Source organism: Phyllobacterium sp., assembly GCF_037994425.1.
Lineage (GTDB): Bacteria > Pseudomonadota > Alphaproteobacteria > Rhizobiales > Rhizobiaceae > Phyllobacterium.
In genome coordinates this window covers 1-18,760 of sequence record NZ_JBBNAM010000072.1, presented here as the reverse complement: position 1 = coordinate 18,760, position 18,760 = coordinate 1, and the positions used below count along the sequence as shown (strand labels likewise).

General features: G+C 55.5%; 14 protein-coding genes and 3 pseudogenes. 11 read left to right on the top strand and 6 right to left on the bottom strand.

What is annotated here, in order from left to right:
* The first annotated feature begins 127 nt into the window (after window positions 1–127).
* Window positions 128–580 (top strand): helix-turn-helix domain-containing protein, encoded by a 453-nt coding sequence (locus AAAB35_RS05040; protein WP_340667125.1) that lies wholly within the window; start codon window positions 128–130, stop codon window positions 578–580.
* A 640-nt stretch (window positions 581–1,220) separates the two neighbouring features.
* Here the strand turns inward: AAAB35_RS05040 and AAAB35_RS05035 are convergent.
* Together AAAB35_RS05035 and AAAB35_RS05030 are read right to left on the bottom strand one after the other, a co-directional pair.
* Window positions 1,221–1,913 (bottom strand): RES family NAD+ phosphorylase, encoded by a 693-nt coding sequence (locus tag AAAB35_RS05035; protein WP_340667124.1) that lies wholly within the window; start codon window positions 1,911–1,913, stop codon window positions 1,221–1,223.
* A complete protein-coding gene (locus AAAB35_RS05030) occupies window positions 1,910–2,299 on the bottom strand; it encodes an MbcA/ParS/Xre antitoxin family protein (RefSeq protein ID WP_340667123.1) in 390 nt (129 codons plus the stop codon). Before AAAB35_RS05030 ends, AAAB35_RS05035 begins: the two co-directional genes overlap by 4 nt.
* Before the next feature lie 671 nt (window positions 2,300–2,970).
* Between AAAB35_RS05030 and AAAB35_RS05025 the strand changes: the two genes are divergently transcribed.
* The 3 genes from AAAB35_RS05025 to AAAB35_RS05015 all read left to right on the top strand — a co-directional run bounded on the left by AAAB35_RS05025 (window position 2,971) and on the right by AAAB35_RS05015 (window position 6,771).
* Window positions 2,971–4,611: a phosphoethanolamine--lipid A transferase gene (locus AAAB35_RS05025; RefSeq protein WP_340667122.1), complete on the top strand. Its 1,641-nt coding sequence runs from the start codon at window positions 2,971–2,973 to the stop codon at window positions 4,609–4,611.
* A 151-nt stretch (window positions 4,612–4,762) separates the two neighbouring features.
* Window positions 4,763–5,425, top strand: coding sequence for a response regulator transcription factor (locus tag AAAB35_RS05020; RefSeq protein WP_340667212.1), 663 nt, complete (start codon window positions 4,763–4,765; stop codon window positions 5,423–5,425).
* Window positions 5,422–6,771 (top strand): ATP-binding protein, encoded by a 1,350-nt coding sequence (locus AAAB35_RS05015; RefSeq protein WP_340667121.1) that lies wholly within the window; start codon window positions 5,422–5,424, stop codon window positions 6,769–6,771. The genes AAAB35_RS05020 and AAAB35_RS05015 overlap by 4 nt, the downstream gene beginning before the upstream one ends.
* 500 nt (window positions 6,772–7,271) lie before the next feature.
* Here the strand turns inward: AAAB35_RS05015 and AAAB35_RS05010 are convergent, their stop codons facing one another.
* From AAAB35_RS05010 to AAAB35_RS05000, 3 genes are all read right to left on the bottom strand, one after another.
* Window positions 7,272–7,718 (bottom strand): GFA family protein, encoded by a 447-nt coding sequence (locus AAAB35_RS05010; protein WP_340667120.1) that lies wholly within the window; start codon window positions 7,716–7,718, stop codon window positions 7,272–7,274.
* 181 nt (window positions 7,719–7,899) lie between these two features.
* Window positions 7,900–9,741: an ABC transporter ATP-binding protein/permease gene (locus AAAB35_RS05005; RefSeq protein WP_340667119.1), complete on the bottom strand. Its 1,842-nt coding sequence runs from the start codon at window positions 9,739–9,741 to the stop codon at window positions 7,900–7,902.
* A 547-nt stretch (window positions 9,742–10,288) separates the two neighbouring features.
* The gene (locus tag AAAB35_RS05000; RefSeq protein WP_340667118.1) at window positions 10,289–11,200 is read right to left on the bottom strand and encodes an MBL fold metallo-hydrolase; all 912 of its coding nucleotides are present in this window, start codon (window positions 11,198–11,200) and stop codon (window positions 10,289–10,291) included.
* Between the two features lie 737 nt (window positions 11,201–11,937).
* Between AAAB35_RS05000 and AAAB35_RS04995 the strand changes: the two genes are divergently transcribed.
* The 5 genes and pseudogenes from AAAB35_RS04995 to AAAB35_RS04975 all read left to right on the top strand — a co-directional run.
* Entirely contained in the window at window positions 11,938–13,188 is a 1,251-nt protein-coding gene (locus tag AAAB35_RS04995; RefSeq protein WP_340667117.1) for a cytochrome b N-terminal domain-containing protein, read from the top strand.
* Between the two features lie 86 nt (window positions 13,189–13,274).
* A pseudogene (locus tag AAAB35_RS04990) lies at window positions 13,275–13,358 on the top strand (NmrA family transcriptional regulator); the annotation flags it as partial.
* A gap of 211 nt (window positions 13,359–13,569) precedes the next feature.
* Complete coding sequence (locus AAAB35_RS04985; protein ID WP_340667116.1) at window positions 13,570–14,736, top strand: adenylate/guanylate cyclase domain-containing protein; 1,167 nt, start codon at window positions 13,570–13,572, stop codon at window positions 14,734–14,736.
* A gap of 363 nt (window positions 14,737–15,099) precedes the next feature.
* Window positions 15,100–15,510, top strand: coding sequence for a cupin domain-containing protein (locus AAAB35_RS04980; protein ID WP_340667115.1), 411 nt, complete (start codon window positions 15,100–15,102; stop codon window positions 15,508–15,510).
* 225 nt (window positions 15,511–15,735) lie between these two features.
* Window positions 15,736–16,028, top strand: a pseudogene (locus AAAB35_RS04975) (IS3 family transposase); the annotation flags it as partial.
* Here AAAB35_RS04975 and AAAB35_RS04970 read toward each other — a convergent pair.
* On the bottom strand, window positions 15,952–16,323 hold the full coding sequence (locus tag AAAB35_RS04970; RefSeq protein ID WP_340667114.1) for a DUF488 family protein: 372 nt from the start codon (window positions 16,321–16,323) through the stop codon (window positions 15,952–15,954). The pseudogene AAAB35_RS04975 and the gene AAAB35_RS04970 sit on opposite strands and share 77 nt — an antisense overlap.
* A 569-nt stretch (window positions 16,324–16,892) precedes the next feature.
* Between AAAB35_RS04970 and AAAB35_RS04965 the strand changes: the two genes are divergently transcribed.
* On the top strand, window positions 16,893–18,362 hold the full coding sequence (locus AAAB35_RS04965) for an MFS transporter (protein ID WP_340667113.1): 1,470 nt from the start codon (window positions 16,893–16,895) through the stop codon (window positions 18,360–18,362).
* 244 nt (window positions 18,363–18,606) lie between these two features.
* A pseudogene (locus AAAB35_RS04960) lies at window positions 18,607–18,760 on the top strand (glutathione S-transferase family protein); the annotation flags it as partial.

Sequence of the window (18,760 nt, the reverse complement as noted above, 5' to 3'; positions counted from 1 at the left end):
CGTATAACTGTCATTGCAAACTCCGGCAGAATTTGGTTTCATAACAAAACCACTAGCTGGATATCTTGATTGGTTTTATAATGCAACTTAAAAGAGAGGCGATCCTTTCGATGCGCTGGAGTGCCCAATGGTCGGACGACGGAGCCTGAAGGGGGATTATTGTCCGAGCGCGCGATCGCTTGACGTCATTGGCGACTGGTGGTCGCTCCTGATTGTGCGCGATGCCTTTGATGGACTGACGCGCTTCGGCGAGTTTGAGAAGAGCCTCGGTATTGCCAAGAATATCCTTTCAGATCGGCTCCGTACCCTCGTCTCGCGTGGCATCTTGGAACTGGTCCCTGCGAGAGAAGGCGGTATTCGCCAAGAATACCGTCTGACAGAAATGGGCCGCGATCTGTTTCCGGTGATGGTAGCGTTGAGGCAATGGGGCGAGCGCTACTTGTTCGGACCTCAGGAGCAACGCTCGTCACTGGTTGAGCGGGAAACGGGAATGCCAGTTCGACTCGATATACGTGCGCAAAATGGCAGACCAATTGGTCCTGATGATACGATGATTTTGAAGGTGCCCAGTCAGGAATAAGCCTTTTGTTGCGGCCTTGTATTGGCGAAACCCTGGGACTGTTGATTTCCGCCGACACAAACGGGGGTCCTCTCGTAGACACTTGCACGGGTATCGTCTATCCGCCGACTGGACATTTGCCTGTAATAGTGATGCACGCGGTCGTTCTCCCTGCGGGAAACTTGCAGATCAAGCGATTAGGAGAGCGTGTCGGCAGCCAGGTCTTCGGGCGTACCTTTGCTCGACGAGTGCCGCACACGCCGGCCGGTCTTGCGCTCATTGCGTTTGCTCGCCAAGAGCATAGCATTGCATGACGAGGCCTCAAGGACCTGCGTGCGACTGGTGATCTTGGAAGGAACCTGGCAATTACCCCGTGCCAGCTGTCCTGCACTCTTTCTCGAGGGTGCTTGCGGACGCAGATCTCCAAGTGCCGGTTTCTACCGCAAGCCGGCAGTACGAGTGCATTCAATGCTTTTGATGCGGCCATTGCCTGATGGTTACTCTAGATCCAGTCCTCGTTCGGAAGAAAGAGGAGCCGTTCCGCCGGCTCCCTCAGAGCTAACGCGGTGTGAACATTGGCAAAGTGAAATAGCAGTAGCTTGTCGACGCCACAAAGTTGCGCCTGGCCGCAAACTCACACGTCCGCACCGGAAAAAGGTGTTCAAATGGCAGTTACGCTGTAGTGTTCGCTTCCACTCCAAACGATGTCCCAACTTGCGCCAGGGCGGACATTCTGGATTACGCTAGCTTCAAAGGCGACAAGGCACCGCCCGCCCCGAGCACGGACAGAGGGATATAACAGCCCAGAGTTACCGTCTCTTCTGAGCCTCTGCGCGAGAGCTTGCCCCGCGGGATAACCGGTCACAGTATCGGGATTTAGCGCAACATGCTTGGGTTCATCGCTCAAATCAGGAAAGTCACCGATAAAGTCGGCAAGTAGCTCAACATAGCGGGATGTCTCGTAATAGCGCCTGATATATCCGAGTTCGCGTGTCTTGTGAAACGCCACCTCGGCAACGGACGTCATACTTTCCCAGCTACAGTACCAAGCGCCCCTTGTTTCATCGTTGAAGCGATTACCGCCACTACGTGTGTAAGTAAAAGCCGCATTGATGTGCGAATTGCCGTAGATACGCAGATCATTTTTCTGTCGCCGCCAGGCTAGTTCTCGCCTGTCTACATTTGGGTCGCGTCCGCGTTCAGCAATCAGTCGTGCACTCGTCAATCCCTCAATTTCGGCGAGGATCTCCATCTCGTCATCGCTATCGATCAGCCCACGTAGGCTTGGAGGCTTATGGTACGTGGCAGGAATGAGCCTCACCAACGCACGATCACCAATCGACGTGAATTTCACGCGCCGCCCCGCAACGCATCAAGATAGTTTCTGACACGTAGGAACTGAGGAAGCCCGTCCTGAATAAGAGTATCAATCGGCCGCTGCCCATAAAATACCGGCCCTTGATTGGGCAAACGGACCCATTCGTCAGCTATCGGATCACCAAAGTAAAGTTTGAGCGACTTGTAGATACCCACGGTGGCGCTGATTCGCAGCATCTGATCCTTGGTCACGCTGCCTGTATAACCAGGTTTTCTGGCGCGCTTCCAAGTACTTTCAGACATGTCAGCGAGTTCAGCGGCCTCTGCAACCGAGAGTTTCCACTGTGCCGCGATGTTGCCAAATGCCTTCAGTGCAACACGCACCATCTCGTCGGAATGCGATTTTCTTGCAACGGCTTCCATATCGGCTTCCTATCGCATGTGGCTCATATGAGCTTATATTGTGATCCAAATGAACTTTGTCAAGTTATGGTTACCTATGCTGCGCTATCACATTGAGGCTATGAGCGCAAAAGCCGCTGGAATGCGCTCAAACGACATCTCCCCGAAACGACCATATCAGCGAACAGTTGCGCCCCACCCTACGGTCGCACATTGTCGCCGACTTGCACGCTCACGCCGCATTCCGCCTCGAAGGCGAGACTAGTCCGAAGAAGGCGCTATGCGGCCTGGCTCCAAACAACGGTTTTGACCACGAAATTTAGGTTACAGGGTCACAGCGCAACCGGCACTACGAGACGTGCTGGTCCCTTCAGTCCTGGTCTGCGCGAAGTTCTCCGGCTGATCCGCCGAGACAGACCCCTTTGCGTAGAGTTTACAATTTCCGAACCGCAGATGCTCTAATTTGGGGTCGCCGCGTGTCTGACATGCCGGGACGCTTCGCTGAGCGAATCCTCGTCACCACAATTACGCTGCTCGGATAACCCTCCATCACCCGTTCTCGACGGGCAGTGATGCGATCCGCCTTAGTCTCCGCGTTCAGGTTATTGTCAGGAAATCAGTGAATGCCGGCTGCAAGAATCCGGCCGATTGGACGGCTTCCAAGTTTGAAATTCGCATGAGGAAGTCTGCCCGTGTCAATCGTAGTGCGCAATGTCGACCGACGCTCGGTTCGTCCAACAATCGGTAGCGTTTCTCTCAGCATCGTTGTGGCGACGTACATTCTCGCCGTGGCAAACTCGACATTCTGGGGAAAAGCGGCGACCTTGCTGCAGGATCAACCGCTCGCCTTGGTCTCCCTTGTCATAGGCATAACGTGTGGGTTCATTGCGCTCTTTGTATCCATGTCAGTAAAGTACGCGGCGAAGCCACTCTTTGCCACATTCTTGATCCTGAGTGCCGCCACCGCGTGGTTCATGGACCACTATGGCGTCATCATCGATGTTGAAATGTTGCAAAGTGCGGTCGACACAACCAATGCGGAAGCTGGCCACTTTTTTACGATTCCATTCTTCATGCATATGCTGGTGATCGGGGTGCTGCCAGCTGTCATGGTTTTTCTGGTGCGAATCTCGCACCGAACGTGCATGCAAAAATTGAAATGGAACCTCGTTGTCATTGTGCCTGCGCTTCTGGTCCTCGCGGCGTCAGGCCTGATCAATGCCAGCATCTACATGTCGCTCATCCGCGAACATCGCGATTGGTTCACCACACTCAATCCGTTGGCGCCTATCGTAAACTCGGTCAAGCTCGCCGCCCGTGCCAGCGCAGACACGAACGTTGTCATTACCCCCTTGGGTCTCGACGCGCATGTCGCTGGCCCCGGCATTCTCACGCGTAAGCCGCGCGTGACAGTCGTCATTGCCGGGGAGACCGCACGGGCCGAGAGTTTCTCGCTGGGTGGTTATGCTCGCATGACGAACCCGGAGCTGGCGAAGCAGGATATCACATATTTTCCCTCGACAAGCAGCTGCGGCACCATCACATCCGTTTCTCTCCCTTGCATGTTCTCGTCCTATACGCGAAGGAACTATACCCATCTGAAGGGTCTCCAGACTGAAAATCTGCTCGACGTTCTTCATCATGCGGGGATCGAGGTGGAATGGTGGGACAACAACACGGGTGACAAGAACGTTGCGACGAGGGTAAAGTATCAGCCGCTATTCAAGTCCGGTGACAAAGTCTTCTGCCACGAGGGAGAGTGCCTGGATTCAATCTTCCTTGATCGTCTGGATCAATGGCTCGACAACGTCAAAACTGACTCGGTACTGGTTTTTCACCAGCTGGGGAGCCATGGGCCCGCATACTATTCGCGTTATCCCGATGAATTTCGTCATTTCACCCCTGATTGCCGGACCCCAGACTTCGCAAAATGCTCGCGCGAAGAGATTATCAATGCCTACGACAATACCATCCTTTATACGGATCATATCCTCGCGAGCGTCATTGAGAAGCTGAAAGATCGAGAGTCGAAGTTGTCACCCTCCATGATCTATATGTCGGATCACGGGGAGTCGACGGGCGAGTATGGATTGTATCTGCACGGAGCGCCGTACCTCGTGGCACCGTCACAGCAAACGCATGTGCCATTCGTTCTTTGGCTGGGTGCCGACGCGAAATCGCAAATAGATGCCAATTGCCTGAGCGTTGAGGCACTCAAGCAGCAATCGCACGATAACCTCTTCCATACGGTGTTGGGCATGATGCACGTGGAAACCGTTGTTCACGATGCGGCTGTCGATACCCTGTCTTCGTGCCGAAGCGGGACCTCCTAATAACACCGGTCCGCGGGGGACTTAGAGCAGCGCGGGGCCAGCTGACACCGCACTCGACGCAGACTTCATCAGGACAACTCAAAACTTGGCTTGAAAATCCGATCGTGTCGGTCGATCGTATGGCGTGGACGATCGCTATGAGGAGCAGGTTTTGAGAGTCCTTCTTGTTGAAGACGACGCGACTCTCGGGGCGGCGGTTCGTGATCATGTCGTGCGTAATAATCACGCCGTCGACTGGATGAAGGCCATAGAGGACGCACGAACGTCCATCCGCGTGACAAGCTATGGTCTCGTATTGCTGGATATCCGGCTCCCTGACGGGAGTGGAGTGGACCTTCTCAAGGAGCTTCGTGCAAGCGGCGTTACTACACCCGTTATCATCCTGACCGCACACGATCAGATCTCTGAACGGATCCGGGGGCTGAATGCTGGGGCAGATGACTATCTGGTCAAGCCATTCGATCTCGATGAATTGACCGCCCGGATGCATGCAGTGGCAAGGAGGCACGCCGGAAATTCTGGCGAAGTAGTCAGATTGGGCGAAATTGAAGTCCACCTGGCCGACCGGCGGATTATTTCTACGAAGGGAGAAATAGTCCTATCGGGCCGTGAATGGGCGGTATTTGAAAGATTGTTGGCGCGCGCGGGGGCAGTGGTATCCAAAGGCCAAATTGAAGAGACCCTCTACTCCTTCGGCTGGGAAATCGAAAGCAACACTGTCGAAGTCTATATTAGCCGCCTGCGCAAAAAGCTTGGGCGTGAATATGTGGCAACGGTGTGGGGGGTCGGTTACAGGATAGAAGGGCGCACATGAGCAGCCTTGGCATGACGGGTCGCCTGATTTTTTCACTGACACTAGCCCTGATTGGCTTCTGGCTTGTCGCCGTCGCGGCAGGCGTCTACGTAATGCAGGACGAGTTCGGGGAAATATTCGACAGTTCACTGAAGGAGACAACAGAGAGACTAGCCTCTCTCGTCGTTGACGATCTTTTGCAGAATGAAGGCGACCTGGCGCCCAGAAGACTACAGAATGTGACACGGTCGCGCGATGAAAGTTATCTCACCTATCAGGTTAGGGACGCCACCGGAACAGTTGTGCTGCACTCGGAGGACATTTCGCCAAGGCCGTTCTCCGCTCCTTTGGAGCAGGGGTTTTGGGAAGACGATTATACGCGATTCTATACCGTCGCCGCACTTGAAGGCAGCATTTTTGTTCAGGTCGCCGATTTAAAAGCCCATCGTAACGAGGCGGCTATCGAAGGGGGGACTGCCCTTCTCCTTCCATTACTTATTCTCATTCCGTTGAGTATCTTTGTGGTGAGGTTTGTCATCCGCAGATCCCTTGCGCCCGTCAATGCCTTGGGCAAGGCGATCGCAAGCAAGGACAGCGGAAACCTTGCCCCCCTCGCGCCGATCGCACTGCCGCGCGAACTCCAGCCGATCGCACATTCCGTCAATCGGCTGTTGGGGCGGTTACGATCCGCCTTGGCCGCCGAGCGGGAATTTACCGCCAATAGCGCTCACGAATTAAGGACGCCGCTTGCTGGCGCACTGGCGCAGACGCAGTTGCTCAAAATGGAAGTTCGTGGTCGGGAAACCAAATTCAGGGCGCTTCAAATTGAAACAGCGCTCCAGAAACTGAACGGACTTGTTGAAAAGCTGATGCAGCTGGCACGAGCAGAAGCCGATCTCGGACAAACAAGCGAACTTGTCGATCTCGCCCACGTTCTGGACCTGATTGTTGATGAATTCCAGCGTGCCAGCCACGATGGAGCGCGGATCGAATATATTCGAGAGGAAGGAGCGGAACTGCGGCGTTTCATCAGCGAAGATATATTCGCCATCGCGCTGCGTAACCTGATCGAAAATGCTCTCAAGCATGGTAGTCAGGACGAGGCGGTCTCCATTCATCTTGATGCCCAAGGGACAATAAGTGTGGCAAATGGTGGTCCGGTACTGACCCCGGATGAGATCGAACTTAATCAAAGGCGGTTTGCCCGAGGAACGACCTCTGCGTCAGGTGCGGGGCTCGGCCTTTCCATCGTCCTGGCCCTGGCCCGGCAAATGAATGCAACATTGAACTTTCGTTCTCCAGCAACAAATCGAAATGACGGCTTCGAAGCTATCCTCCACTTTAGCGAAGCGTTATCACCGGCGTGAAACGCAGAAAATGGCCGCATGGCAGGCACTCAGCTTTGCTTAGGTCGTTGAACCCGGAAAACTCACAAGAATGCACGAATTGCTCCGCCTTGTTTGCCTCCACAAAAATCAAGCTACTATAAACGAGCGTAACCCACGTCGATCACAGCGGCTTTACCGACTCGTAAAAATGCTATTGGTGTGACCGCAAAAATACTGGGCAGAACGGATTTTAACGCTCTCGAAATCCCTCTTTCTACTGGTAGATCGCAACGATCCTTGTCCTTGGGCCGTCATTTCGCGCCCTTCATTTTCTCTATTGTCCGGATGCTTTACCTCAATCGTTTGCGCCGCGTCGCCATTACCTTCGTCGAGTGAGCGTAAATGGAACATCGTGGACAACGCGTCCTGGCTGGGCGATCGCAGCGCCCTTGGTGCTCGATATAACGCGTCTGCGGACCGGAATACGTTATACCGGACCTTGGTTGAGTCGGGATTGCAGGTGTATGTCACAATACCATTTATCGGCCGGCGACGTCATGCAATCCATCACCCGGACGCCGCTGGGTACTTGGAGTGGACGAGTGCTCGACCTCGTTGCCTAAAACCGTAGTCCAAACGTGCTTACAATGCTCGTACACGGAAAATTTGGGAGCGGGAAAGCTCGGATCGGCAAACGCGCCGAGAGGTACAGCCGTGACGCCGGGCCAGCCTTCGATAATGTATGCGACGGTCGACCCGCAAACCGGACAGAACTGGTACGTGGCCTTATGGCCGCTGTCAGCTACCCGCACCCAGGTACGAAACTCGCCTGTCACCCTCACGCGCTCATCAGGCCATCGCGCCTGAGCGGAGAACGCACTTCCGGTTCTCTTTTGGCAATCCAGGCAATGACAAACCGAGACGCGGACCGGTTCACCTTCGCAGGTCGCCTGAAACTGTCCGCATCGGCATGTTGCTACGCGCATGGATGACACCCTCCTCCAAAGTGGCGCCCTGGTCAGAGCCATTACAGGCTTTATGGCGGGCGAACACCGCAAGTGCAAGCACTCTCATACGCTGCTCGAGGCGACGCCGAAAAGCTAAAGTCGGCCGCTGCCGCAGCGATTGGACCTTAAGGCGAACTGAAACACGGATCCGTACGGGCGCCTATTCGGCCGCAATGAGGGGCCGGACGACATCTTCGTTCTGGTTGTGAACGGTGACCATCCGGAGTCTATTCAGATCCGCCCGGCCGCTGCTGATATCGAGTACCCGTGAATAGAAATCCTGGCCGTCGACCGACTTTGGAGGCTCCAGCTCGTGCATGACACTGATAACCGTCACGCCCCGACAGTTGTCTTTTATCGCTTGATGGAAAGCGATTTTGGACTCGGGATCCAAAGCTCCGGTCGCTTCATCGAGGAACAGGATACTCGGCTTGTGAAGAAGAATTCTAGCAAGCACCAGCTTCTGCTTCTGGCCGCCTGAAAGGAGAAGGTCCCATGATGTTCCATCCCGCTCCTCCTGAGCGAGGTGCTCGATAAACTCTCCCATGCCGGCACGGTGGAGAGCAGCAGCCGCGGCTGCATCACTGAAGGCGGCATCGTTCAATGGCAAGCTTATTAGCTGCTTGAGCGTAACGCCAGGAAGCTTCACTTCCTGAGCCGCATACATCGTGCGGGCATTCTCCGGAAAAATGATTTCGCCTCGGCCGTAGGGCCAGAGACCGTTCATTGCCTTGAGCAGGCTCGTCTTGCCACAACCGGATTCGCCCCTGAGATAAATCCAGTCACCTTTATGAAAGTGGATGTGATCCGCCTTCAAGAAGGCTTCATCTGACCGGTGCATCAGCTCAACATTCTTAAGTGTGAGACCAAACAGTTCGTGCTGGGTGCTGTAAGCGAATTCGCTGACGCCGCTCGTCCTGTAGAAGGCAGCAGAAACGCCGACCGCGTCCACCGCGCAAGCGAGCTCGGTGATGCGCCGTACGTTAGCCTTCAGATTTGCTATCGCTGGCATTACCTGAATGAACCACGAGCATTCGTTAATCATCGACCCGACAAGTTCAGCCCCCGTGATATAGCTTTTGAGGCTGATCGTATTGCTCATGTACGGGAGGAGACCCGGAAGATATGCCACGACACGCGCTGCAAAGAAATTGTACACCGCCGTGAAAGACAAATAGGCGGCATCGAAGACGTTCAGCTTTGCCCATGTGCCGTCGACACCCGCATAAACTCTGGCGTTCACCCTTCTCTGAACGCCTTCACCTCCGGAGGCGGCGACTTGGAAGCTGCGGCGCAGAAAAGTGGTAAGCTCACTGCGGTAGCTCCCCTCCGTCTGCTGCATCTGAAGTGTCAGTTGCTCGAGGACCCTGCCGATACGCACGGCGATCCATGTGCTCAACGGCACATAAACAGCGATGGCAGAAAAAGCGAGAACTGCGCTGCCGTATGAACCGAGAAATTCGAGCCCGCCCACTTCCGTGGACATCTCGATGAGCTTTTGACCGACAAAGATGACGGACATCGCCACGCCGAGCACACCCATGGAAAGACCAATAGCGCCACCTGTCATGCCCTTAATCGATTCCTGCATGCGCTGGTCTATATTGTCGGGCATTGCCTCACGGTCGCCCTGCTGCAGATGGTAATGCGCATGATTGGCGTCGAGGAGAGCATCATTGAACCGTGCGTTTAACCATCCGCGCCATTTACGGTGCAAAGTAGTCGAAAGCAGATGACGCAATCCGACGAAACCCGCTTCCTTCATCACTAGGAGCAAGACGAGAACTCCAGCGTTGGTCAGTATAAGGCCGAGCGGATTCTGGTTGAAGGGATCATGGATATTGACGAGAGAGTTGAGGAATTCGCCCGAAGCCTCCGCCATCCATACGCTGGCCTTGCTCGAGGCCGCAGTCAGAAGCGCAATCGCGGCTGACAGCGTCCATGCCTCCATCCACTGGCCCGAGACCCAATAGGCCCGCATCAGCCCCCAGAAAGTTCTCATCGAAGACACAGAGATGCCATCGGATACGATCTTCGACGGGATATTTTCCCGCTGACTTTTCTTCTGAACTGGTAGGCCCCCAATCATAGTCATCATCCATTAGTAACATTCTATAACGCATTGCAACAATGTGTGGTTAATAAACGGTAAATTTTTATAGAAAAAGGCGTAGGAGGGCCTTCGCAGCCTGTGGTTAGCGAATCTACGAACTCAGCCACCTACCTCCCGGATCGCAAGCCGTGTCGAATCCTCGCCGTTGCGACCATCGCAACAGTCAATTGATGCGATCGACACGCATTATGAGATCCGGTCTTGGAGGTGCTTGGCAATCGGGGGGAGCTTTTGGTCAGGAGTGCAACGCGGGAAAAGTCATCGACATGGCTTATTCGTCATCAAAATAAGACGGGGAGACGATTGAATGCGCGAGCCAGCCGATCGCAGTCCAGCATTTACTGCGACGCCGTGCCCGTGTGGCGCAGATGGAGACAAGTCATCCAGGGCGCGGAGCCATTGAGGCTATGAATACGCGCCCTAACCCAACAAGCGGTCAGTAGTCCCAAAAGGCTGGTACCCAACGATAGCCGCCGCCGACCACGGCCACCCGGCAGACGGACGGAAACGACAGGTGAGTGGCCAACAGCGGCTCGCCGGTCGCCGCAAGCTCCCGCAAAAGACGAACCCGGACGCGGACCGCCTCCTCGGGGTCGTGTTCGAAGCCGTTGTGCCAGTCTGGGTGTTCGAACCCGTGATGGAACACGGCGTCGCCGACGAACGTCAGGCGGTCGCCGCCGGACGCGAGGCGCACCACGCTGTGCCCGGGGGTGTGGCCACCTGTACGGGTGACGACCACCCCCGGCGCAACCTCGTAGTCCGCCTCAAATGTCCGCAACTTGCCGCCGTACTGGGTCAAGAACCGCTTGGCGGCTGACCGAATCATGTCCGGAATTGACCCCGGCATGGCGGTGCGGGAAAAATCGGGCTTCTCCCAGAACTCGGCCTCGGCGGCCGCGACGTGGATTCGCAGGTCCGGACGCAGCTGATCCTTCACCCCGTCGACGAGTAGTCCGCCAATGTGGTCGAAGTGCATATGGGTGAGCACCACGTCGGTCACGGACGCAAGATCGATGCCAGCGACCTCCAGTCGATGGGCCAACTGTCCGGTTCGCGGGAAATTAGGGGCCTCCAATCCTAGCCCAGAGTCGATGAGTATGGTCCGGCCACCGCTACTCACCACGACCTCATTCAGCGCCCAATCCATTACCTCCGGCTGGAGCCTCTCGTGCAGCCATGCCGACCGTACGGCCGGGTCCGCGTTGGTGGCCATCGTCTCGGCTGGTATCGATATCACCCCATCGCTAACCACCATTACGTCAATCTCGCCGACGCGCAGCGCGTAGCGCGACGGAACCAGCTCGTCGGACCCCGGTCTAACGGGGTGTGAGGTCTGCTGTATGTTCATGACTGCCTCCTGTTGATTGTCTCCTGCTGAGCGCCGCCTAGAACGGCATCGACGAGGCTACGTCGGGGCATGTCTTCGGACAATTGGGGGCCGAGGACAGGGCAAGCCATACAGAGGTATAGGCCCGGTAATTGAGGTTGGTGGGCGGCGAATAAACGGAGCGGATACCGGCGGCAGCGTCGCAGTAACGGTTTTTCGAATGGTTGTCGTTAGGCGGTGAGCGCGCCGTTCAGTGATAGACTGCTGGTGGAAAGAGGCTTGATGACCGGCATCGATGGGATTTTTCAGGCCGTTTTAGCGATCCTCACCACATTCATTATCTTGATCGCAACTGATGATTAAAGCCATTGTCCATGGCGTTTTCGACAGTCCACTTTATAGTTCTACACGCAGGCATCCATATACCAAAGTATCCAACGCCCACTTCCTCGGCACAATTGTTGACATCTCCAAGTCACGGCAGACTGGGGTCCGCAAATTAGTACGAGGAAGATCGAAAATGACGCAACGTTTCGTACTTTCAAAATTGGTGCCGGCGATCTTGAGACTTTGGGGCGTTGACGCGGCGATGCTGCTGGAAAGACAGGATTGCAGTTCGGATCACTTAATAAACGCGGCGGCTCAGCTATCGTATGCACGCAGCCGTCGAAGGTGCGTCTCCCTGGAGAAAAAGCCAACCGGCAGAGAACACCGCTCTATCACCGATTGCTGAAATTCAAGCCACGGGGAGAAATTCGATGCGCGGTGTGGGTTCGCCGTATACGCCAAAGACAAGCACCGAACGCTGGGTTGATGCCCGTCTTCCGTTGCCACGGCTAGTGTACGATTCCTTCATCGTTTATCCGGTCCCGCGCAATCTGAACTACGCCTATACGTTTGGCGGCATTCTCACGGTCATGCTGGCCTCGCAGATCCTCACCGGCGTCGTTCTGGCAATGCACTATGCTCCCGATACGATCCTCGCCTTCAGTTCAGTCGAGACGATCATGCGCGACGTGAATTCCGGCTGGCTCTTGCGCTATCTGCATTCGAACGGCGCCTCGTTCTTCTTCATCGCCGTCTACATCCACATCGGCCGAGGCCTTTATTACGGCTCGTTCAAGGCGCCACGCGAGCTTTTATGGGTGCTCGGCTGCACCAACTTTTTGTTGATGATGGCGACGGCCTTCATGGGCTACGTCTTGCCTTGGGGACAGATGTCGTTCTGGGGCGCTACGGTGATCACCAACTTCTTCACGGCCATCCCGGTGGTCGGACACTGGATACAGCAACTGCTTTTAGGCGGCTTTGCGGTCGACAATCCAACCCTCAATCGCTTCTTTGCGCTGCACTACCTGCTGCCATTCATGCTTGCGGGCGTCGTAGCCTTGCACATCTGGGCGCTGCACGTGGTCGGCCAGAACAATCCAACCGGCGTCGACGTAAAGTCGGCAACCGATGTCGTCGACTTCACACCGCACGCGACCGTCAAAGACGCCTTCGGGATTGTGATCTTTCTGCTCGTTCTGGCTTATTTCGTCTTCTACATACCGAACTTTCTCGGCCACCCGGACAATTACACGAATGCCGACCCGCTGAAGACGCCGGCCCACATCGTGCCCGAATGGTACTTTCTGCCATTCTACGCAATCCTGCGGGCCATTACGTTCAACATCGGACCGATCGATTCCAAGCTCGGCGGCGTCTTGGCCATGTTCGCCGCCATCGCCGTTCTGTTCTTCGTGCCGTGGCTCGACACGGCAAAGGTGCGCTCGGCGGTCTACCGGCCCTGGTACAGGCTGTTCTTCATGCTTTTCGTCGCCAACGGTCTTTTCCTTGGCTGGCTGGGCTCGCGGCCACCGGAAGGCGCCTACGTCATCCTGTCCCAGATGGCGACGCTTTACTATTTCACGTTCTTCATTGTCATCCTGCCGCTGCTGGGTCTGATCGAGACACCGCGACGGCTGCCCAACTCGATAACCGAAGCGGTCCTAAAGAAAAGCGGATAAGGCGGCAGGCCCAGGTGAGAAATCAGATAGCCGTCGCGCCCCTGACTCATGATCGGGGGATAGAGAGTAAGGCAAGGAGATAGGTTATGAAAATAGTTATTATCGGTGGAACCGGACTGATGGGATCCAAGAGCCCGCTACGTTCGCGCAATAAAGGCCATGAAGTTCTGACGTGCCGATCTCGTCCATCACCCGAAAAATCGATACAACCATGCGGGGCATGATTGGCAACTCAAGCGACCTGAAACCTATTGAGGGAGACGAACAACATCTTGTTTTGAAATGGGGTTCGTGGACATCCATTAAAGTGGACTTGTTTTTAAGGCCCTCCCCCACCTCTTGATGGCCTAATGTTGGACAAAGCGGGTTAAGGTCTATCTCATGCACAGGATCTCACGGGAATCGGAAGAACTAGCGGCGTGGCTGATCGGCCCTGGGCGCTTGTCCGGCGACGCTGTTACAGTGACATCCGGCCTCGCACAGTGGTTGACTGGGATGGATGTTCCATTGCATCGGCTGCGGATCGCCATGCGGGTCGATAATCCACTGGTGACTGCATGGGGTATTGTCTGGACACCGGAAAAGGCCGCCGAGATTTTTTCCATCAGCCGCGCTCTACTGGATACGCCAGCCTACATCGGCAGCCCCGCCCAGCAGGTCATTCAGAAGGGAACGTGGCTCCGGCAGCGGCTTGACCATCTGGGACCTGAAGATCACACAGTTCTCCGGGAGTTGGCGCGTGAGGGCTTTACAGATTACATCGCGGTTCCGATCGCATTCGGGAATGGAATCACCCAAGCCGCGATGTTCGCAACGCGCCACGGTAGGGGGTTTGCCGACAGCCACGCAACATTGATCAAGGACCTCTCCGTTCCGCTATCGGCCGCGCTCGAACCAATCGCCATGCGCCGCTCGACCGCAAGCCTACTGGCAACCTTCCTCGGCGAAGGGCCGGCAGCACGTGTGCAGGCCGGCGCAATCCGACGTGGCGATATCGTCGAGACCGAAGCGGCCATTCTGCTCACCGATATGCGCGGATTCACCCCGCTCTCGCTTTCCTCATCACCATTCCAATTATTGACCACCCTTGGACGTTACTTCGAGGTAGTTGTGGATGCTGTGCGGGCAGAGGAAGGCGATGTTCTCAAGTTTATGGGCGATGGGGTCTTGTCAGCCTTCGAGGTTACGGATACCGGCCGTGCCGCCGCCTGTGCCGCGGCCGTGTGTGCCGCGTCGCAGGCCGTCGCGCGGGCGCGGGCGGAGGGTCTGCCTCCCTTCGTGGGTGCTCTGCACGTCGGGCCGGTCATGTACGGAAATATTGGAAGTATCAATCGCCTGGATTTTACGGTAGTCGGTCTCGCGGTGAACGTTGTCAGCCGTCTGGAGGCGATTGCCAAGGCGAACGGGCAGACATTGGTTTGCTCCGGATCCTTTGCCTCCGATCTACCCGCAACGATCGTGCGAAACATTGGTCAGTTCGAACTGAAAGGCCTGGGCGGTAAGCACGACGTTTTCGCCATAACTGCCAACCAGGAAAGCCAGGCATAAAAACAATGCAACCGGAAGTTGCCCAGCTTTGTTAACCGACGGGGCAGCCGAGGACGCCCCGAAATGTTACCTCTACCAGTTGTTGGGGAAAAGCGAGCCGGGTGGTACCAATGAGGTCGCGCATTGCGTGCTCTCGGTTCCGAACATTTCTTTACGAACTTTGCTGGCCGCCGCAAATGCAGATTCGATGTCAAGCACGTAGAGCGTTTCCTCAACAACATCATCGAGCGTTGCACCGAACTAATCCAAAAGCAACTGCGACCACTACCGAAGGATCCGGTGCTCTAGACGTGCGTATAGTTATTTCTCCCCATGCACGTCGCATATAGTCCGCCATGTCCGATCTGACGAAGGAGAACTTCGATGCGAATACTCGCGAGTGTTTGTTTCTGCGCGGCACTGGTTGCTTTACCCGCAGCAGCAGCCGACAAACCACACAATGCCAAAGTTACGGTAGTCTTCGATCACAAGCTTCCGAACGTGCCAGGAAAGAGCATGCGCGGCGTATTGGTTGAATACGGTCCCGGTGGATCCAACCCGTCACACACTCACGCCAAGAGCGCCTTTATCTATGCCACGGTCATCCAGGGGCGCATCAAAAGCCAGATCAACGACGGCAAGGTGAAGGTTTACAATACTGGTGAAAACTGGATTGAAGTTCCGGGCGATCACCACCGCGTCAGCGCCAACGCCAGCGAGACGGAACCTGCGAAGATACTCGCGGTTTTCGTAGTCGATACCGATGAGACCCAGCTGACAAAACCCGACGAATAAAGCCGGTAGCGTTTGCGTCAAATACCCCCTACCCGGGTCTGGTTGCTTGGGAGGTGAAGCGCATGAGCCGCTGCGATGATTTGACTGGTAGCACCTTCTGGCGGTCGGCCTTTTGCGCATCAGATGCGAACGCATCCATCGCCCTCGACCGACTGCACTTCGATCCAGAGCGATGTTGGACAACGAGAATGAATAAATCGCCCTCTCACGAGACTTTCGCGGCAAACGCTAAAGGACGTAACTGTCAAACGCTTTTCACTACGACGATCATGAACAACTGCGTCGGCACCGGGTAGACTTCATAGCAGCCTACAATCTCGGCCGCAGGCTCAAGACGCTTCGAGGTCGGTCTCACGCCCTACCAGTTCATCTGCAAACAATGGACAAATCAGCCAAAACGATTCAGGCTAAATCCGATCCATCAAATGCCGGGACAAACGTCTAGCCTTCAAGAAGCACTTCTTTCAATACGATTGCATCATTGTGCAGTTCGTCACGCGCGCTGTAGACCAGAGTGATCGTTTGTTTTTCTGCCATGCTCCGGATGCGGTCAAGTTGCGGTGAATGTGGCTGAAGTTCCGCTCTGTATCGGCGCTGAAACTCCAGCCAGCGACCGGCATCGTGATTAAACCATTTTCGAAGTTCGGTGCTCGGGGCGATATCCTTTGCCCAGTCGTCGATAGCGGCTTCGGCCTTGCTCAGCCCGCGAGGCCAAAGCCGATCGACAAGGATCCGCATGCCGTCGTCGGGCGTGACCGGCTCGTAAGCCCGTTTCAAGCGGAGGTGCGAGACGGGAAACCGCGGCGTTGTCATTCTGGTGTCTCCTGTTCGAGGCCCCGACGGTCATGGCTGCGGCAGAGTCGTATGCATACCGAGGGCCGAGTCGACCCCAGGGACCGCTTGACCGGGTAGTTTATGACTGGATCGGCAGGCGTGCAATTTTGCAGAAGTACCCGTCAAACAAGGTTGGACAGCCGCCAAGCAAGGGAGACGACAATTATTGCCGACAGGGCAATAGCTGTCTCAGACGAACTGACAAAGCTGATACGGGCTTATGCTCAGTGCCTGGCGGCAAGCCCGACGTTGTTGGCGGGTCGGCAAGACAGCTTCTGCCGCCCGTAACTGCTCGCGCATATGGCGGAGCATCTTCAGGCGCGATGGATAGACAAGTTCATTCGCAGCACGATCTTGTGGCAGCAGTGTCCTGACATCGTCCAACTATGATTTGACATTCACCGTCAGGAGGGATTGAACTTGCGCTGCTTTGACAAGCAACACGTTGCCTCCGCGAGACCCAACTTCCCCATTGTTTTTTTCGTTCGCTGGCTTTCTCGCCAGCGGTCCCCGTGATTTCGCCGGGTGGACAGTCAGAAGAAGATGCCATGTCTGGAACAGTCGACAAAACGAAACGCCCCTGGATTATTGCCTCCATTGTCCTCGCGACATTCATGGTAGCGATAGAGGCCACAATCGTGGCAACGGCGATGCCGCGAATTGTCGGCCAACTCGGCGGCTTCACATATTACAGTTGGGTGTTCTCGGCGTTTCTTCTGGCGCAATCCACGACAACTGTCATCTACGGCAAATTGTCCGACGTGTTCGGTCGGAAGCCAATTCTTATCGGGGGCATTATTATATTCCTCATCGCTTCCGCCGCTGCCGGCTTCGCTTGGTCGATGAGCTCGCTGATCGCATTCCGTCTCCTGCAGGGCGTTGGTGCAGGGGCGATCCAACCGGTAACGATGACGGTTGTCGGAGACCTCTATAAGCTGGAAGAGCGGGCCAGGGTGCAGGGTGTGCTCGCCAGTGTTTGGGCGATATCGGCGGTTACCGGACCCGTTGCAGGCGGTGTCATCGTCGATAACGTTTCCTGGGGATGGATTTTCTGGATTAACCTCCCACTTGGTCTTTTGACAATTGTTGGGTTCGTGCTCTTTCTGCATGAATCTGTTAAACCGCGAAGGGTTCAAATCGATTATCTTGGGACGCTATTTTTTTCGGTCGCCATTATTTCCCTTCTGGTTATGCTGACCGAAACAACCTCAAGCTTTGGTACCATTGCCAGTCTTGCAGCCGTTTTTTGCGTCAGTGGTACTCTGTTCCTGGCACAAGAGCGGCGTGCCCCTGAACCCATCATTTCATTAGCCCTTTGGAGCCAACGGCTGATCGCAACCAGCAATGTTGCTACACTGCTTGCCGGTATGGCGCTCATCGGACTTACAACGGTCCTTCCTATTTACGTGCAAGGCGTGCTCGGTAAATCGCCGCTCGTCGCGGGATTTACGCTTACTATGCTGGTTGTCGGGTGGCCAATGGCGGTTATGTTGTCAAATCGGTTCTATCGCGCCTTTGGAATCCGCAATACCCTGCGCTCTGGTAGCCTGTTGTTTCCGGTTGGCGCTGCGTTTCTCCTATTCCTCACCCCCGACAGCAGCCCCGTTTCGGCTGGTCTCGGTTCATTCCTGATGGGGTTTGGCATGGGCCTTATCAGCATCACGAGCGTGGTGCTTGTCCAGGAAAGCGTTGAATGGTCAATGCGGGGCAGCGCGACTGCTTCGATTATCTTTTCAAGGAGCCTCGGAAATACCCTCGGAGCAACGATACTTGGTGCAATTCTTAACATGGGCATATTCTATTTTGGTAGCGGCGATCTTGCCACGAAACTCCAAGAGGTCCTCAACCAACCTGCTGGGCTGACTGACCTTGCCACAACGCCGGCGATCCGCACGGTGTTTCATTCGGCATTGCATTGGACTTTCTGGGGCGTATTCATCGTGGCAATGCTTGCATTCGCGACAACGTGGCTTATTCCGGTTTCTCGAGAAGCTGGTCATAAAGAAGCTCGCATCTAGATTCGGGATGAATCAGTCCGCGCCGCCCATTCCGGATCCTTGGCAGGTCCTACTGCCGCACTTGAATCACGATGTTACATCAGGTGGAAACTGAGTTTGCCAAACTGTATTGCGGAGAAACCTGACGCGCACAACAGCGGCGGGACCGAACCCACTACGCTGACCGCAAGAACTATCTCGAGCATAAGCGTCGGAATCTCGTTTAGCCGGTCGTCTTAGAGACAGACAAGCTGTGGAGAACAAAATGACGATTACTATTACCGCCTTTGAGCGGTCGCCTGATGGCGGCAAGGGTCTGGCGCGTGATATGCGCGTTCGCTGGGCGCTCGAAGAAGTTGGCCAGCCTTACGACGTTCGCCTACTTTCGTTCAAAGCGATGAAGGAACCCGCGCATCTCG

What these genes read in the sequence shown, in the direction of transcription:
- AAAB35_RS05040 (WP_340667125.1), top strand. Translation starts at nt 128, where the DNA reads ATGGTCGGACGACGGAGCCTGAAGGGGGATTATTGTCCGAGCGCGCGA.
- AAAB35_RS05030 (WP_340667123.1), bottom strand. Translation starts at nt 2,299, where the DNA reads ATGGAAGCCGTTGCAAGAAAATCGCATTCCGACGAGATGGTGCGTGTT.
- AAAB35_RS05015 (WP_340667121.1), top strand. Translation starts at nt 5,422, where the DNA reads ATGAGCAGCCTTGGCATGACGGGTCGCCTGATTTTTTCACTGACACTA.
- AAAB35_RS05010 (WP_340667120.1), bottom strand. Translation starts at nt 7,718, where the DNA reads ATGCGCGTAGCAACATGCCGATGCGGACAGTTTCAGGCGACCTGCGAA.
- AAAB35_RS05005 (WP_340667119.1), bottom strand. Translation starts at nt 9,741, where the DNA reads ATGAGAACTTTCTGGGGGCTGATGCGGGCCTATTGGGTCTCGGGCCAG.
- AAAB35_RS05000 (WP_340667118.1), bottom strand. Translation starts at nt 11,200, where the DNA reads ATGAACATACAGCAGACCTCACACCCCGTTAGACCGGGGTCCGACGAG.
- AAAB35_RS04995 (WP_340667117.1), top strand. Translation starts at nt 11,938, where the DNA reads ATGCGCGGTGTGGGTTCGCCGTATACGCCAAAGACAAGCACCGAACGC.
- AAAB35_RS04985 (WP_340667116.1), top strand. Translation starts at nt 13,570, where the DNA reads ATGCACAGGATCTCACGGGAATCGGAAGAACTAGCGGCGTGGCTGATC.
- AAAB35_RS04980 (WP_340667115.1), top strand. Translation starts at nt 15,100, where the DNA reads ATGCGAATACTCGCGAGTGTTTGTTTCTGCGCGGCACTGGTTGCTTTA.
- AAAB35_RS04970 (WP_340667114.1), bottom strand. Translation starts at nt 16,323, where the DNA reads ATGACAACGCCGCGGTTTCCCGTCTCGCACCTCCGCTTGAAACGGGCT.
- AAAB35_RS04965 (WP_340667113.1), top strand. Translation starts at nt 16,893, where the DNA reads ATGTCTGGAACAGTCGACAAAACGAAACGCCCCTGGATTATTGCCTCC.